Raw genomic sequence first — 15,893 nt, 5'->3', positions numbered from 1 at the left:
GTCATCACCGCCGCCATAAACTCGGCCGGATAGTGCGCCTTCAGCCACAGCGTCTGGTACGAAACCAGCGCATAGGCGGCTGAGTGAGATTTGTTAAAACCGTAACCGGCGAATTTCTCCACAAGGTCAAAGATTTTGATCGCCAGTTCGCCGTCAACGCCGCGAGACTTAGCGCCATCTTCAAAGCCGCCGCGCTGCTTGGCCATTTCGACCGGGTTCTTTTTCCCCATCGCACGGCGCAGCATGTCCGCGCCGCCAAGGCTGTATCCCGCCAGCACCTGGGCAATCTGCATAACCTGTTCCTGATACAGGATGATGCCATAGGTCGGCTCCAGCACCGGCTTAAGAGATTCATGCTGCCACTGGATGTCGGGATAGGAAATCGCTTCGCGCCCGTGCTTACGGTCAATAAAGTTATCTACCATGCCTGACTGTAGCGGCCCCGGACGGAACAGGGCCACCAGAGCGATCATGTCTTCAAAGCAGTCGGGCTTAAGACGCTTAATAAGATCTTTCATGCCGCGTGATTCAAGCTGGAACACCGCCGTGGTCTCAGAGCGCTGTAGCATGTCGAAGCTTTTTTTATCGTCCAGCGGGATGGCGGCAATATCGAGCGGAGGCTCGCCCTGCTTCTCGCGCCGGGCGTTGATCATCTCCAGCGCCCAGTCGATGATAGTCAGCGTACGCAGGCCGAGGAAGTCAAACTTCACCAGCCCGGCATATTCCACATCGTTCTTGTCGAACTGGGTGACCGGGAAGTTACCGTTCTCATCGCAATAGAGTGGCGCGAAGTCGGTGATCTGCGTCGGTGCGATCACCACGCCTCCGGCGTGCTTACCGGCGTTACGGGTCACGCCTTCCAGCTTGCGCGCCATATCAATCAGCGCTTTAACTTCTTCGTCCGCTTCGTAGACTTCCGGCAGCTGAGGCTCAGCGGCAAAGGCTTTTTCCAGCGTCATTCCCGGCTCTGGCGGGATAAGCTTGGAGATACGATCAACGAAGCCGTAAGGATGCCCAAGCACGCGTCCCACGTCGCGAACCACCGCTTTAGCCGCCATGGTGCCGAAGGTAATGATCTGGGACACGGCCTTACGACCGTACATCTCCGCCACATGCTCAATCACCAGGTCACGTTTTTCCATACAGAAGTCGACGTCAAAGTCGGGCATGGATACGCGTTCCGGGTTCAGGAAACGTTCGAACAGCAGATCAAACTCCAGCGGGTCGAGATCGGTAATTTTCAGCGCGTAGGCCACCAGTGAACCGGCGCCCGAGCCACGGCCGGGGCCGACAGGCACGTCGTTATCCTTCGACCACTGGATGAACTCCATTACGATCAGGAAGTAGCCGGGAAAGCCCATCTGATTGATAACATTCAGCTCAATTTCAAGACGAGCGTCATACTCCGGGCGCTTCTCCGCGCGCACTTCGGCATCCGGGAAGAGGAACTCCAGCCGCTCTTCAAGCCCTTCACGCGATTTCTTCACCAGGAAATCATCGGTGGTCATCTCGCCGGTTGGGAACTGCGGCAGGAAGTATTCGCCCAGCCGGATGGTCACATTACAGCGCTTAGCAATCTCTACGCTGTTAGCCAGCGCTTCCGGGATGTCCGAGAACAGCTCGCACATCTCCTCTTCGGTACGTAAATATTGCTGAGGGCTGTAATTTTTGGGACGTTTAGGATCGTCGAGGGTGAAACCATCGTGGATAGCCACGCGGATTTCATGGGCGTCGAAATCCCCCTCTTCCAGGAAGCAGACCTCGTTGGTCGCCACCACGGGGATGCCTTCAGCAATGGCCAGCTCCACCGCCGCATGTAGCCAGGTTTCTTCATCCTGGCGGCCGGTGCGGATCAGCTCCAGGTAGTAACGTTCAGGGAAATACTGCTGATAAAACGCCAGGCATTCCGCCACCTGAGTATGATTGCCGCGCAGCTGCATTTGCCCAACGTCGCCGCGACGCCCGCCGGAGAGAAGGATCAATCCCTCCCCCAGCTCGATCAGCCAGTCACGATCGATGATCGGACCGGCCGCGCCGTAGCCACGCTGATAGGCTTTTGAGATCAGCAGCGTCAGATTCTGATAACCGGTATTGTTGGCCGCGAGCACCGTCAGCTGGGCCAGGTCGTCGCCCATCGCTTCGCTGCTGACCTTAAAGTCCGCGCCGATAATCGGCTTAATGCCCTGCGCGTGTGCGCCGCCATAAAACTTAACCAGGCCGCACAGGTTAAGGTAGTCTGTGATCCCAATGGCCGGCATCCCCAGCGAGGCGGCTTTTTTCACCAGCGGGACAGTTTTAGCTAGTCCATCTACCATGGAGTAGTCGCTGTGAACGCGTAAATGAATAAAACGAGGTTCGGCCATTTTTGGATCCCACTTAAGGCTGAGGGGTGAAAATTACAAAATCTGTCCGGCTGACGCCGCAACGTCGGCGTCCAGTAACGCATTTCGCACCGGCGCAAAACTCCGGCGGTGATGCGGCGTCACGCCATGCTGCGCCAGCTTCTCCATGTGCAGCGCGGTTGGGTAGCCTTTATGTTGGGCAAACCCATACTGCGGGAACAGCAGGTCAAGCTCGGTCATCTCTCGGTCCCGCGTCACTTTAGCCACAATCGACGCGGCGCTGATTTCGCGCACCAGGCTATCCCCTTTGACTACCGCCTGAGAAGGCATGGCCAGCGCCGGGCAGCGGTTGCCGTCAATCAGCACAAAATCCGGCACAATATGCAGCCCCGCGACCGCCCGCTGCATCGCCAGCATGGTGGCATGAAGAATATTCAGCCGATCTATCTCTTCCGGTTCAGCGCGCCCCAGGCTCCAGCTCAGCGCCTTCTCGATAATCTCATCGTACAACGCCAGCCGCCGTTTTTCCGAGAGCTTTTTCGAGTCGGCCAGCCCAACGATCGGCCTGGCCGGATCGAGGATTACCGCGGCGGTCACTACAGCCCCCACCAGCGGGCCGCGCCCTACTTCGTCCACGCCCGCTATGCAGGTCGCTACAGGATAGATAAAATCGCTCATCGGCAGAGCTCCAGTACGGCCGCTGCGGCCTGCTCATCGGCATTCCAGCGGATTTGATGATGAAGTTCGGTAAAGGTTGCCAGCAGTTGGCTGCGGGTTTCGCCTTCGGCCAGCAAAGGCTCCAGCGCCGCGGCCAGCCGTTCGGGCTGGCACTCGTCCTGCAACAGTTCTTTCACCAGCTCGCGTCCGGCAAGCAGGTTAGGTAATGACACATAGTCCGTCTTCACCAGGCGCTTTGCCAGCCAGAACGTAAAGGGCTTCATGCGGTAGCCGACGACCATCGGGCATTTTGCCAGCATACACTCCAGCGCCGCAGTGCCCGAAGCCAGCAGCGCGGCATCGCTGGCAATCATCGCCTGACGCCCTTTGCCATCCAGCAGGTGCATCGGCAGGTCTGGCGCAACTTCTGCCTTAATCTTCTCAAACTGTTCGCGGCGGCGCGGATTGACCAGCGGCACCACAATTTCCAGCTCAGGCCATTTCTGACGCAGCAGCACGGCCGTTTTCAGGAAGTCGGCGCTGAGCATCTCCACTTCCGCACTGCGGCTGCCGGGCAGCAGGGCGAGACAAGGCGTTCCTTCGGCAATCCCCAGCGCCTGACGCGCTGCGCGTTTGTCAGGCTGGATCGGCATCGCATCGGCCATGGTGTGACCAATGAAGCGGCAGGGGACGTTAAAGCGATCGTAGAAGGCTTTTTCAAACGGCAGGAAGGCCAGTACCAAATCGGTAGCGCGGCCAATTTTGAACACGCGCTTTTGACGCCATGCCCACACGGAGGGGCTGACGTAGTGAATGGTGCGAATGCCTTGCTGTTTGAGGCGCCCCTCAAGCGTGATATTGAAATCGGGCGCGTCAATGCCAACGAAAACATCGGGCTTCAGCGCGGTAAAACGCTGGGTCAGGTCGCGACGTATTTTCAGCAGGCGAGGCAGGCGCCCCAGCACCTCAACAATGCCCATTACCGCCAGCTCTTCCATCTCGTACCAGGCTTCGCAGCCTTCGGCCTGCATCAGCGGTCCGGCTACGCCAACAAAACGGGTGTCTGGATGCTTTTCCTTCAGCGCGCGGATAAGACCGGCACCAAGAATATCGCCGGAGGTTTCTCCGGCGACAAGGGCAATCGTTAAGGGATGCTTTGGCATGAGTTAACGAATTAAACCTCGCGTGGAGCGAGAGAGGAAGTCGTAGAACGGCTGCACTTCAGGATGTTGCCGGGCAATCTCAGCGATTTCAGGCCGGGCCTCTTCCAGCGTTTTATTGCTGCGGTAAAGCACTTTATACGCATTGCGGATAGCATGAAGGGCTTCTTTGCTGAAGCCGCGACGCTGAAGTCCGACCAGATTGATGCCAAACGGCGTGGCGTGATTCCCCTGGGCAATGACGAAAGGAGGCACGTCCTGGGCAACGCCGGAGCAGCCGCCCACCATGACGTGGGCACCGATAATGCAGAACTGATGAACGGCTGTCATCCCACCGATAATGGCAAAGTCATCCACGCTCACATGGCCACCCAGCGTGGCATTATTGGCGAGGATGCAGCGGTCGCCAATAATACAGTCATGGGCAATGTGCGCATTAACCATCAGCAGGTTGTCACTGCCGACTTTGGTCACGCCGTCAGCCTGTGAAGTCCCGCGGTGAATGGTTACGCTCTCGCGAATGCTGTTACGGTCGCCAACCTCAACCCGGGTAGGTTCGCCAGCGTATTTCAGATCCTGGTTAGCCTCACCGATGGTGGCGAACTGATAAATAGTATTGTCTTTGCCAATACGGGTATGACCATTTACCACTACGTGAGATTTCAGGACGGTGCCTTCACCAATCTCAACGTTAGCCCCGATAAAGCAGAAAGGGCCAATCTGAACGCGAGCGCCAATCACGGCGCCCTCTTCAATGACCGAGCTCGGATGGATTACAGCAGTTTCATCAATCACGGATTACGCCTCCCGGCTGCGGGCACACATCATCGTTGCTTCGCAGACAATTTTACCGTCTACGGTCGCCACGCCATTAAAGCGGGTCAGACCACGGCGGGTTTTCTCGAAGGTGACTTCCATGATCATCTGATCGCCAGGCACTACAGGTCGCTTGAAGCGGGCACTGTCAATGCCGGCAAAATAGTACAGCTCTCCCGGCTCCAGTTTACCGACGCTTTTAAACGCCAGAATACCCGTTGCCTGCGCCATAGCTTCCAGAATCAGCACGCCAGGTAAAATCGGCTTACCAGGGAAATGGCCCTGGAAAAACGGTTCGTTTACCGATACGTTCTTCACTGCGCGGAGGAACTTGTGCGCTTCAAATTCAAGTACACGATCGACCAGCAGAAACGGATAGCGGTGCGGCAGCAGTTCAATAATCTCTTCAATCTTCAGAGTATGAGTTTCAGTAGTCAAAATACTCTTCCTGTCCTAAAAAATTCTGATGGCATCAATAACACGGCCTGCAAAGATCGCGAAATCTTCTGCAGGCCGCAAATCGTTTTCCGTGCGCCGGGCTTCCATGCTTAGCATTCTAATAATACCCTGTTGGGTAATGAAAGCCGGTCAAGGTGCTGGTAAGTCGCTCAGTCCTTATCGACCTTGCGTTCGATGTTTTTTAAGCGCTTGCTTATTTCATCGATATTCATCACCAGCGCTGCCGTTTTGCGCCAGGTTTTGTTGGGTTGCAGCGGAATCCCGGAAGAGTATACCCCAGGTTCGGTGATTGGTCGCATGACCATTCCCATTCCGGTGACGGTAACTTTGTCACAAATTTCCATGTGGCCATTAATTACGCTGGCACCGCCAATCATACAGTAGCGGCCGATTTTCAGGCTGCCCGCCATGATGACGCCACCCGCAACGGCGGTATTGTCGCCAATCATAACGTTATGTGCAATCTGGCACTGGTTATCAATGATAACACCATTCCCAATCTGAGTGTTATCCAACGCACCGCGATCGATGGTGGTGCAGGCGCCAATCTCGACGCGATCGCCGATAATGACCGTTCCCAGCTGAGGGATCTTCACCCAATTGCCACGATCGTTGGCGTAACCAAAGCCATCAGCACCGATCACCGTACCGGACTGAATCAGGCAGCGCTCGCCAATCTGAATTTCGTGATAGACGGTAACGTTGGCCCAGAGACGAGTCCCGGCACCGATACGGCTATTTTTACCGACGAAGCAGCCGGGGCCAATAACCACGTTATCACCCAGCTCCACGCCGGATTCAATCACCGCATTTGCGCCAATAGCAACATTGGCACCCAGCTTAGCGCTGGCATCGATCGCCGCGCTGGGCGCGATATCTTTCGCCGGCTGCGGCGTGGTATCCAAAATTTGCGCCATGCGTGCGTAGGTCAAATAAGGATCTTTAACCACCAGCGCTGCGCTATTAACAAAGTCCAGATCCGCTTCCGTCAGCACCACGGCGGAGGCCTTACAGATGCCGAGCTGCTCGCGGTAACGGCTGTTAGAGAGAAAAGTGATTTGACCTGATTGGGCGGATTGCATAGAAGCAATGCCGGAGATGACGAGTTCGCCATCTCCGTGCAATTCTGCATCCAACTGCTGGGCTAAATCAGCCAGTCGAATTGAAGACATCGATTATTTAACCTGTTTCAGAACATCAGCGGTGATGTCTTTAGATTTAGCGGCATACGCCACAGCATTCGCATCAATAACAACGTCGTAACCTTCATCATCCGCTACTTTCTGCACGGCATCCTGAATACGGCTCAGGATTTTGTTACGTTCTTCAGCCTGGCGACGACGATTATCCTGCTCGAAAGCCTGAGCTTTAGAAGAGAAGGCTTCACGCTGCGCCATTACGTCTTTTTCCATACGGCTGCGTTCGCTAGCCTTCATGGTAGAGCCGTCACGCTGCAATCTCTGCATTTTAGTTTGCAGATCGCGTTCCATACCCTGTAGCTCAGTTGCACGGCCTTTGAACTCATTTTCAAGCTGTTTAGCAACGGTTGCACGCGCCGGTAACTGTTGGAAAATGCTGGAAACGTTCACCACTGCAATTTTATCTGCAGCCTGGGCACCGGCGGAAACTGCCAGAGCGATAGAGAGGCCTGCGGCACACAACAACTTTTTCACTATAAACTCCTTACCATCAACGTTTGTGTCCTGGACACATGTGTTACGCGTTAAGGCAACCACAACGGGTTGCCTGTAAACGGCGCGATACTGACTTAACCGCTTCCTTACTAAACCAAGTTACCAGGTTTTACCAATGTTAAACTGGAACTGCTCGGCTTTATCTCCATCATACTTTTTAAACGGCTGGGCGTAAGAGAACACCAGTGGCCCCAGTGGCGACATCCACTGCAACGCCAGACCAGCCGACATACGGATATTGCTCGGATCGCTGTAGTCAGGAATGCCAGCCGCGCGCGTTTCGGCGGTGTTTTCCCACTTGGTATCCCACACTGTACCGGCATCAACAAACAGCGATGTACGGACAGAGTTAGCATACTTCTCGCTCAGGAACGGCGTCGGGGTGATCAGCTCAGCGCTGGCCGTAGCCATCGCGTTACCGCCCACCGCATCGCTGGAATCACACAGGGTTCCCGTTGAGCAAGTATCCGAACCATTGTTGTAATAAGCCGCTTTCGGACCGATGGTGTTCGAGCGGAAACCACGCACGGTGCTGGAACCACCGGCATAGAAGTTCTCGTAGAACGGCAGTTCTTTACCGCCCAGGCCATCGCCGTAGCCTACTTTACCACGCCCTAACAGCACCCAGGTACGATCCTGGTTCAGCGGCATGTACTGTTGCGTATCCAGCGTTGCTTTGTAGAAGTTGTTATCAGAGCCAGGAATGGTCACTTTACCGTTCAGGTTGGTACGGTTACCCGACGTTGGGAAGAACCCGCGGTCAAGGTTGTTGTAAGTCCAGCCATAGTTAAAGGTAAAGTCATCGGCAGAATAATCAGCATCGCCGGTTAAGTCTGGGTGCTGCCCCACAGAATTCAGATAGCGGAACATCGCTATCTGCGGCTGCATATTGGACAGATCGTTGTGAACGTAGCCCAGACCAACACGCAACGTGTTGTTTTCGTTAACCGGGAAGCCCAGCGTGCCGTCTAAACCATAGCTTTTATTGGTATAGTCAGACAGGTCAGCATCATCAGCTTTAAAGTCGTTATAGAAAATTCGACCGCCAAGGCTCACACCGTCAACCGTGAAGTACGGGTCGGTCAGTGAGAATTCAGCATAGGTCTGATAATCGTTTTTCGTACCGCTGATACCTACGGTATTACCGGTACCCAGCCAGTTATCCTGGGTAACGCCGACCTGGAAGCTTACGCCACTTTCGGTGCCGTAGCCGACGCCGAAGTTGAAAGTCCCGGTGTTGCGTTCTTTCACCTTATACACGACGTCAACCTGGTCTGGTGACCCCGGTACGCGCTGAGTATCGGTGTCCACGCTCTCAAAATAACCGGTACGATTCAGACGCTCTTTACCCTGATCGACCAGGTCGCTGCCCAGCCATGCGCCTTCCATCTGGCGCATTTCACGGCGCAGCACGGAATCTTTCGAGGTATCGTTGCCTTCAAAGCGCACTTTACGCACGTAGTAACGGTTGCCCGCGTCTACGTTAACGTGCAGCTTAACGGTTTTATCCGCATCGTTGATTTCCGGCTGCGTGACGACACGAGGATAGGCGTAGCCATAGCGGCCCAGCATCTTCTTAATGTCATCTTCCATTTTGGTGACTTTAGCGCCGTTATACAGCTCGCCTGGCTGGATCTTCGTCAGCGCTTCAACTTCCGCTGAGTGACCCGCCATGCTGCCATTGACAACCACGCCGGAAAGCTTGTACTGATCGCCCTCGGTCACGTTGATGGTGATGTAGATGCCTTTTTTATCCGGCGTCAGGCTGACCTGAGTCGAATCGATATTGAAACGAGCGTAACCCCGGTCGAGGTAGAAGCTGCGCAGGGTTTCAAGGTCACCCGCCAGTTTCTGCTTCTGGTATTTACGATCGCCAACCACGTTCCACCACGGCACTTCATCGCGCAGCTGGAAGCGTGAGATCAGCTCATCGGAGGTGAACGCTTTGTTACCTACTACGTTGATCTGCTGAATCTTGGCTGACACGCCTTCGGTAAAGACCAGCTTAAGATCGACGCGGTTACGAGGCAGCGGCGTGACGACGGCCTTCACGCTTGCGCTGTATTTACCCACGCTGTAGTAGAAATCCTCAAGCCCTTTCTCAATGGATGAGATGGTGGTGCGGTCAAGGGCTTCGCCCACGCGCACGCCTGAAGCTTCCAGATTCTGCTTAAGCATGTCATCTTTCACCGCTTTATTACCGGAGAAGGTGATGCTGGCAATCGTTGGGCGCTCTTTCACCTGCACGATCAGCGTGTCGCCGTCGCGCAGGACCTGTACGTCTTCGAAGTTCCCGGTCGCGAAGAGAGCACGAATAGTATTACTGATATCATCATCGGAGATGGTATCTCCCACGCGGACAGGCATACTCAGCAATGCCGCGCCGACGGCGACTCGCTGCAGGCCTTCGAAATGAATATCCTTCACTACGAAGCCGTCTGCCGCGTATACGGTAGCGCTGCTAAACAGCAGCGACGCTATGAGCAACTTTTTCATCGCCATCGTTGTTATGCATTCTTCCTAACTGGTTCTCACGGATAGCCAGACTTAAGACCGACTAAAGACGCGAGAAATCATTGAATAGTGCAAGCCCCATTAACAGCACCAGCAAAATCGAGCCAATGCGATAACTGAAGTCCTGAACTCGCTCAGACACCGGCCCACCCTTGATCTTTTCGATCGCCAGGAACAGCAAATGTCCACCATCTAATACCGGCAGCGGGAACAGATTGATAATCCCAAGGTTCACGCTGATCAAAGCGAGGAACATCAGGTAGTAAATCAAACCATATTCCGCCGACATCCCAGCTCCCTGGGCGATTGAAATCGGCCCGCTGAGATTGTTTAACTTCACTTCGCCGACAATCAGTTTGCCCAGCATATTGACCGTGAGTTTCATCAGCTGCCAGGTTTTGGCACTCGCCTCACCGATCGCTGCAAACGGGCCATACTGACGTATCGTTTTAAACTCGTCCGGCAGAGGAATAATGCGCGGGATCACCCCCGCAAACCCTTCCGGCTTACTGCCCGGCTTGACGTCTGGCGTCAGCGTTAGCGCAACTACACTGCCCTGTCGCTCAACCTCAACCGCCATCGCTCTGCCCGGATTATCGCGGACCAGCGTGACAAAACGCGGCCACTTGTCCAATGGCTGACCATCGACTTTAACGATCCTGTCGCCCGCTTGCAAACCCGCCTTGCTTGCTGCCGAGTTGGTTTGCACTTCTGCCAGCACCGTTTCAACCTGTGGTCCACGCGGCATAATGCCGAGTGACGCTACCGGATCCTGCTTATCCGGTTCAAACTGCCAGTTGCGCAGATCGAGCCGCTTCTCACTGAGCTGGGAGGAGCCAAATTGCGCCACGCTGAACGTCGTTTGCTGGTCGCCAATTTTTGACACCAGCGCCATACGCACAGCATCCCAGTCAGGCGTTTCGATACCGTCTACGGCTTTAAGTTCCATCCCAGGCGTAATTTGAGCTACTGCGGCCGGCGAACCGCTTACTATTTCACCAACAACCGGACGAACGCCAGGGACACCGATGATAAACACCAGCCACCAGGCGAAAATAGCAAAAAGAAAATTCGCGGCAGGGCCAGCAGCAATGATGGCCGCGCGCTGAGCAACGGTTTTATTATTGAAAGACTGATGGCGAAGTTCCGGCGGCACGCTTTCAACACGCTCATCAAGCATCTTGACGTAGCCGCCGAGGGGGATCAGAGCAATGACATATTCCGTTCCCTGCTTATCACGACGACGCCAAAGCGCCTTACCGAAACCGATAGAGAAGCGTTCAACTTTGACGCCACAGCGACGGGCCACCCAGAAGTGGCCAAATTCGTGCACGGTAATCAGTATGCCGAGGGCAACGATAAAGGCCCCCAGGCTCCAGAGAATGCTCAGCATAAAATCCCTTATAGCGTCCTGAAGACCAGCAGCAGCAGGCAGGCAAACACCGGAACGGCAGCGGTCAGGCTGTCGATACGGTCCAGAATCCCGCCATGTCCTGGGATCAGATTTCCACTGTCTTTAATTCCGGCCTCGCGCTTGAACATGCTCTCAGTTAAATCACCCAGTACCGAAGCCAGCGCGGCCACGAGTGAGCAAATCAGCAGGATGGCAGGAGAGATGGTCAGCGGGGCCCAAAGACCAAAGAGCCAGGCTATCAGCGCGGAAGTCAGTAGTCCGCCAAAGAATCCTTCCCAGGTTTTCCCCGGCGAGACCTTCGGCGACAGCTTATGTTTACCAAACAGGCGGCCAAACATGTAGGCCCCTGAATCTGCGCCCCAGACCAGCAGCATCACGTAGAGCAGCCACCAGGCGCCAGCGAAATGGTCAGTGTCATAATGATACTGCCGCAGCGTCAACATGCCCCAGAAGAAGGGGACAATGGTCAGAACACCGAACAGCAGACGAAGAGGACGGGAGGAGCGCCAGAAAGAAGCGGAACCCGGATAGCCGAGCACCAGCAGCAGCGCGACGATCCACCAGCACAGCGCGGCCCAAAGCGAGCCGGCAACCTGGAACAGATGCACAGAATGCTGCCAGTCAGGCAGAGTGAACATCATAAAGGCGAGGAGCAGCCCACAGAGGACTGCCAGCCAGATGCGTTGCGACCTGGAGGTAAAACCCGCGAATTGTCCCCACTCCCAGGCAGCAAACATGCACACCGCCAGAGTCACCATGGCAAATCCAGCAGGCGGCAGCAGAAACAGCGCTGCAATCACAATCGGGATCAGTATAAACGCGGTAATCAGGCGAGACTTCAGCAAAGATTACCCCCAGTGCGCTCAGGCGCCGCCGGGTGCTGCACCGCCAAAGCGACGCTCTCGTTGTGCAAACGCATTCAGTGCACCTTCAAAGACTTGTTCATCAAAATCAGGCCAGAGAACATCGGTAAAATAGAACTCCGCATAGGCAATCTGCCACAGCAAGAAGTTACTGATTCGATGCTCTCCCCCTGTCCTTATTACCAGATCCACGGGAGCCAGTTCATTGAGGCAGAGATGCCGATCGAGGGTTTCTTCCTCAATCTGGTCGGGACGGAGTAACCCCTCCTGCACCTGCTCTGCTATTTTTCTGACGCCATGAATGATATCCCAACGTCCGCCATAATTCGCGGCAATGTTGAGGGTTAGTCCATTATTTTGCTGAGTAAGTTCCTCGGCGCGGCGTATGCGCTCTTGCAAACGGGGATTAAAGCGACCAATGTCGCCAATCACCCGCAGGCGAACATTGTGTTTGTGCAAACTTTTTACTTCGCTGTCGAGCGCCCAGACGAACAGCTCCATCAGCGCCATCACTTCCTGCGGCGGACGGTTCCAGTTTTCACTGCTAAAAGCATACAGCGTCAGCGCACTGAGCTTGTTGCTGACGGCGAAACTTACCGCGCGACGCACTGACTTCACACCGGCTTTATGGCCCGAGATGCGCAGCTTGCCACGGTTTTTGGCCCAGCGGCCATTGCCATCCATAATGATGGCCACATGACGGGGATTTTCCCCTTGCAGGTCATCGGTTTGTAGTTGATTTTCGGACGACATAACGCGTAATGATTTCCTATGATCAGAAATACAACGGCTTCTGAAATATCTTACCCGCTCGACGTAAAAAAGCCGTGTCACACACGGCCAGCAATACCGCTTCATCGCAACGTGCTACCGCAATTAGCGGGCAAAGACTATACCATCTCCGCCCTCGCCTCACAAATGGCGGCACGCTAATTAGCTGAATTACCGAACTTCAGGGAAGCGAGACAGTACCGCCTGAGCGGCGGAGCGCGCCTGTCGGTCGATCTCCAGCACGGCCTCAACGCTGTCCGGTTCTGCGCAGCAAAGCGCTTCCAGCACGGCCGTATTCACCGCGGCAATATCGGTAAACCGAATTTGCGAATCCAGAAACGCGGCTACCGCAACCTCATTGGCGGCGTTCAGCGTAGTCGTTGCGGCCTGCCCGGCAGAACAGGCGTCAATCGCCAGCTTCAGGCAGGGATAGCGAGCGAAATCCGGCTCTGCGAAAGTCATCGCTCCCATGCGGGTGAAGTCCAGCGGCGTAGCGCCGGACGGCACTCGCTCCGGCCAGGCCATCACATGGGCAATCGGCGTGCGCATATCCGGTGACCCCAATTGCGCCAGCACGCTGCCATCGCGATAACGCACCATCGAATGGATCACCGATTGCGGATGCAGGATGACTTCCATTTGCGCATCGGTCGCATTAAACAGCCAGCGGGCTTCAATATATTCCAAACCTTTATTCATCATGGTGGCGGAATCAACGGAGATTTTTCGCCCCATTGACCAGTTCGGATGCGCGCAGGCCTGATCGGGAGTCATGCTCTCGAGCAGGTGTAGCGGCGCGTCACGAAAAGGGCCACCCGACCCCGTAAGAATAATGCTATCAATGCCATTATCTTCCAGAGGAGCGTATCCTAATTGCTGCTGGAGTGAAGCGGGTAAACTCTGAAAAATAGCATTATGTTCGCTGTCTACCGGCAGCAGCTGGGCCTTTGACGCGCTGACCGCCTCCAGAAAAAGCTGGCCGCAGGTGACCAGCGACTCTTTATTTGCCAGCAGAACCTGTTTTCCGGCGCGGATAGCGGCCAGCGTAGGCATTAATCCTGCCGCCCCCACAATCGCCGCCATGACCTGATCAACCTCATCCAGCGCGGCCAGATCGCAGGCTGCCTGCTCGCCGCTTAGTACCTCGGTGGCAACGTTCAGGCTTTTCAGCCGTAGCCGCAGCGCCGCCGCCGATCTTTCGTCAGACATCGAGGCATAGGCCGGACGGAAGGCCAGACACTGTTCAGCCATCAGCTCAACGTTGTGCCCGGCAACCAGCGCCTTAACGGCAAACCGCTGAGGATTAGCCCGAACTACCGCCAGCGTGCTGGTACCGATAGAACCCGTCGAACCGAGGATCGTCAATTGCTTCATGAGGTTGCTCTGCGTCATCACCGGCGGCAGGCGGCGATTTGCCCCTGCCGTCAGAAAAGAGAATAAATGCAAAACGCCGTAAGACTGACCACTCAAAAGAACGGCAATCTGTACGGCGTTTCATCGGATCAGTGAAGGACTCAGAAGTCCATCAGCTCCGCTTCTTTGTCTGCCAGCGCTGCATCAACTTTCTTGATGAAGACGTCGGTCATTTTCTGGATATCATCCTGCGAGCGACGCTCATCGTCTTCGCTGATCTCTTTATCTTTCAGCAGGGCTTTCACTTTGTCGTTCGCATCGCGGCGAACGTTACGCACGGACACGCGGCCCTGCTCTGCTTCACCACGGACGACTTTGATCAGGTCTTTACGACGCTCTTCGGTCAGGGCTGGCAGCGGAACGCGAATATCGCTGCCTGCTGAGCTTGGGTTCAGGCCCAGGTCAGAAGTCATGATCGCTTTCTCAACAGCCGCGCTGACTGAACGGTCAAACACGTTGATTTTCAGGGTGCGTGAGTCTTCTACCGTCACGCTGGCCAGCTGGCGCAGCGGCGTTGAAGAACCGTAGTAGTCAACCATAATGCCATCAAGAATACTCGGTGAGGCACGGCCGGTACGGATTTTGCTGATATGGTTTTTAAACGCTTCCACGCATTTGTCCATGCGCGTTTCAGCATCTTTTCTGATTTCGTTAATCACGTTGGAACCCTTGGATTCTGGTTACCAGGCAGGCCCTGTCTGGCAGAGCCCGTTTGAACAATAGTCTTCATCGCTTCTGATTGTAGTGCGCTACGCACCACAATGGCAGAATATACCTCATTTTACGCAGTGACTGATATTATTGCGTAATCAGAGTGCCTTCTTTTTCGCCCATTACCACGCGGCGAAGTGCGCCAGGCTTGTTCATGTTGAAGACGCGAATAGGCAGCTTGTGGTCTCTGGCCAGCGTGAAGGCGGCCAGATCCATCACCTTCAGCTCTTTCTCCAGTACGTCAGCATAGCTGATCTGTTCGTACAGGGTCGCATCCGGGTTTTTCACCGGGTCGGCAGAGTAGACGCCGTCAACTTTGGTGGCTTTCAGCACCACGTCGGCTTCGATTTCGATGCCGCGCAGGCAGGCTGCGGAGTCGGTGGTGAAGAACGGGTTACCTGTACCGGCGGAGAAGATCACTACGCGGTTGTTGCGCAGCAGGCTGATGGCCTCCGCCCAGCTGTAATTGTCGCACACGCCATTCAGCGGGATCGCGGACATCAGACGGGCGTTCACATAGGCACGATGCAGAGCATCACGCATTGCCAGACCGTTCATTACGGTCGCCAACATGCCCATATGGTCGCCAACAACGCGATTCATTCCAGCCTGCGCCAGGCCAGCGCCACGGAACAGATTGCCCCCCCCGATAACCACACCCACCTGAATGCCCAGTTCTACCAGCTCTTTGACTTCCTGAGCCATACGATCCAGTACGCTTGCATCGATACCGAAGCCTTCGGCACCTTGCAGCGCTTCGCCACTCAGTTTAAGCAGGATACGTTGATATACAGGTTTTGCATTGGTCGCCATGGTGTTTTTTCCTGGATGGTTTGGTCGATGTGAGGAGTTAAATCTGGGCTATCATCCTCTTAGCACCGGAGAAATGCTATTGGGATGAGACTGAAAATGGGTGGTACTTAAGCCAAAATATTTCAGGGTACAGAACGGCGGCAAGCGAGTGCATCTCTGGCGATTACTCAAGTAAGTGGCCGGAAGACGCCCGGTCGACAACGCCGCTGCGGCCTGAAGCATTAAGGCCTGCAAGGCAGACAAAAAAGAACCGCCGATTGGCGGTT

The 15,893-nt window shown here is 55.2% G+C and carries 14 protein-coding genes; all 14 read right to left on the bottom strand.

The annotated features are described in order from the left end of the window. On the bottom strand, positions 1–2,363 hold a 2,363-nt coding region (gene dnaE / locus NG99_RS24635; protein ID WP_034898912.1), incomplete at its 3' end, for a DNA polymerase III subunit alpha. 33 nt (positions 2,364–2,396) lie between these two features. Beyond that, complete coding sequence (gene rnhB / locus NG99_RS24630; protein ID WP_034898911.1) at positions 2,397–3,020, bottom strand: ribonuclease HII; 624 nt, start codon at positions 3,018–3,020, stop codon at positions 2,397–2,399. Beyond that, positions 3,017–4,162: a lipid-A-disaccharide synthase gene (lpxB, locus tag NG99_RS24625; RefSeq protein WP_034898909.1), complete on the bottom strand. Its 1,146-nt coding sequence runs from the start codon at positions 4,160–4,162 to the stop codon at positions 3,017–3,019. The genes rnhB and lpxB overlap by 4 nt, the downstream gene beginning before the upstream one ends. Before the next feature lie 3 nt (positions 4,163–4,165). Further along, a complete protein-coding gene (gene lpxA / locus NG99_RS24620) occupies positions 4,166–4,954 on the bottom strand; it encodes an acyl-ACP--UDP-N-acetylglucosamine O-acyltransferase (protein WP_034898908.1) in 789 nt (262 codons plus the stop codon). 3 nt (positions 4,955–4,957) lie between these two features. After that, entirely contained in the window at positions 4,958–5,413 is a 456-nt protein-coding gene (gene fabZ / locus NG99_RS24615; RefSeq protein WP_034898906.1) for a 3-hydroxyacyl-ACP dehydratase FabZ, read from the bottom strand. A gap of 170 nt (positions 5,414–5,583) precedes the next feature. Beyond that, complete coding sequence (gene lpxD, locus NG99_RS24610; RefSeq protein ID WP_034898904.1) at positions 5,584–6,606, bottom strand: UDP-3-O-(3-hydroxymyristoyl)glucosamine N-acyltransferase; 1,023 nt, start codon at positions 6,604–6,606, stop codon at positions 5,584–5,586. A 3-nt stretch (positions 6,607–6,609) separates the two neighbouring features. Beyond that, positions 6,610–7,107, bottom strand: coding sequence for a molecular chaperone Skp (gene skp / locus NG99_RS24605; RefSeq protein ID WP_034898902.1), 498 nt, complete (start codon positions 7,105–7,107; stop codon positions 6,610–6,612). A gap of 120 nt (positions 7,108–7,227) precedes the next feature. After that, entirely contained in the window at positions 7,228–9,630 is a 2,403-nt protein-coding gene (gene bamA, locus NG99_RS24600; RefSeq protein ID WP_034898899.1) for an outer membrane protein assembly factor BamA, read from the bottom strand. A gap of 55 nt (positions 9,631–9,685) precedes the next feature. Further along, a complete protein-coding gene (gene rseP / locus NG99_RS24595; RefSeq protein WP_034898896.1) occupies positions 9,686–11,035 on the bottom strand; it encodes a sigma E protease regulator RseP in 1,350 nt (449 codons plus the stop codon). Between the two features lie 8 nt (positions 11,036–11,043). Further along, positions 11,044–11,901, bottom strand: a complete 858-nt coding sequence (cdsA, locus tag NG99_RS24590; protein ID WP_034898894.1) for a phosphatidate cytidylyltransferase — start codon at positions 11,899–11,901, stop codon at positions 11,044–11,046. 18 nt (positions 11,902–11,919) lie between these two features. After that, positions 11,920–12,672, bottom strand: coding sequence for a (2E,6E)-farnesyl-diphosphate-specific ditrans,polycis-undecaprenyl-diphosphate synthase (gene ispU / locus NG99_RS24585; protein WP_034898891.1), 753 nt, complete (start codon positions 12,670–12,672; stop codon positions 11,920–11,922). Positions 12,673–12,861: 189 nt separating this feature from the next. Further along, positions 12,862–14,064, bottom strand: coding sequence for a 1-deoxy-D-xylulose-5-phosphate reductoisomerase (gene ispC, locus NG99_RS24580; RefSeq protein WP_034898915.1), 1,203 nt, complete (start codon positions 14,062–14,064; stop codon positions 12,862–12,864). A gap of 140 nt (positions 14,065–14,204) precedes the next feature. Continuing rightward, positions 14,205–14,762, bottom strand: a complete 558-nt coding sequence (frr, locus tag NG99_RS24575; protein ID WP_034898890.1) for a ribosome recycling factor — start codon at positions 14,760–14,762, stop codon at positions 14,205–14,207. Positions 14,763–14,901: 139 nt separating this feature from the next. Next, positions 14,902–15,627, bottom strand: coding sequence for a UMP kinase (pyrH, locus tag NG99_RS24570; protein ID WP_034898888.1), 726 nt, complete (start codon positions 15,625–15,627; stop codon positions 14,902–14,904). Between the last annotated feature and the right edge of the window lie 266 nt (positions 15,628–15,893).

It is taken from the genome of Erwinia typographi (genome assembly GCF_000773975.1).
GTDB lineage: Bacteria > Pseudomonadota > Gammaproteobacteria > Enterobacterales > Enterobacteriaceae > Erwinia > Erwinia typographi.
The sequence above is the reverse complement of the archived record's forward strand: the minus strand, read 5'-3'. Positions and strand labels throughout refer to the sequence as shown.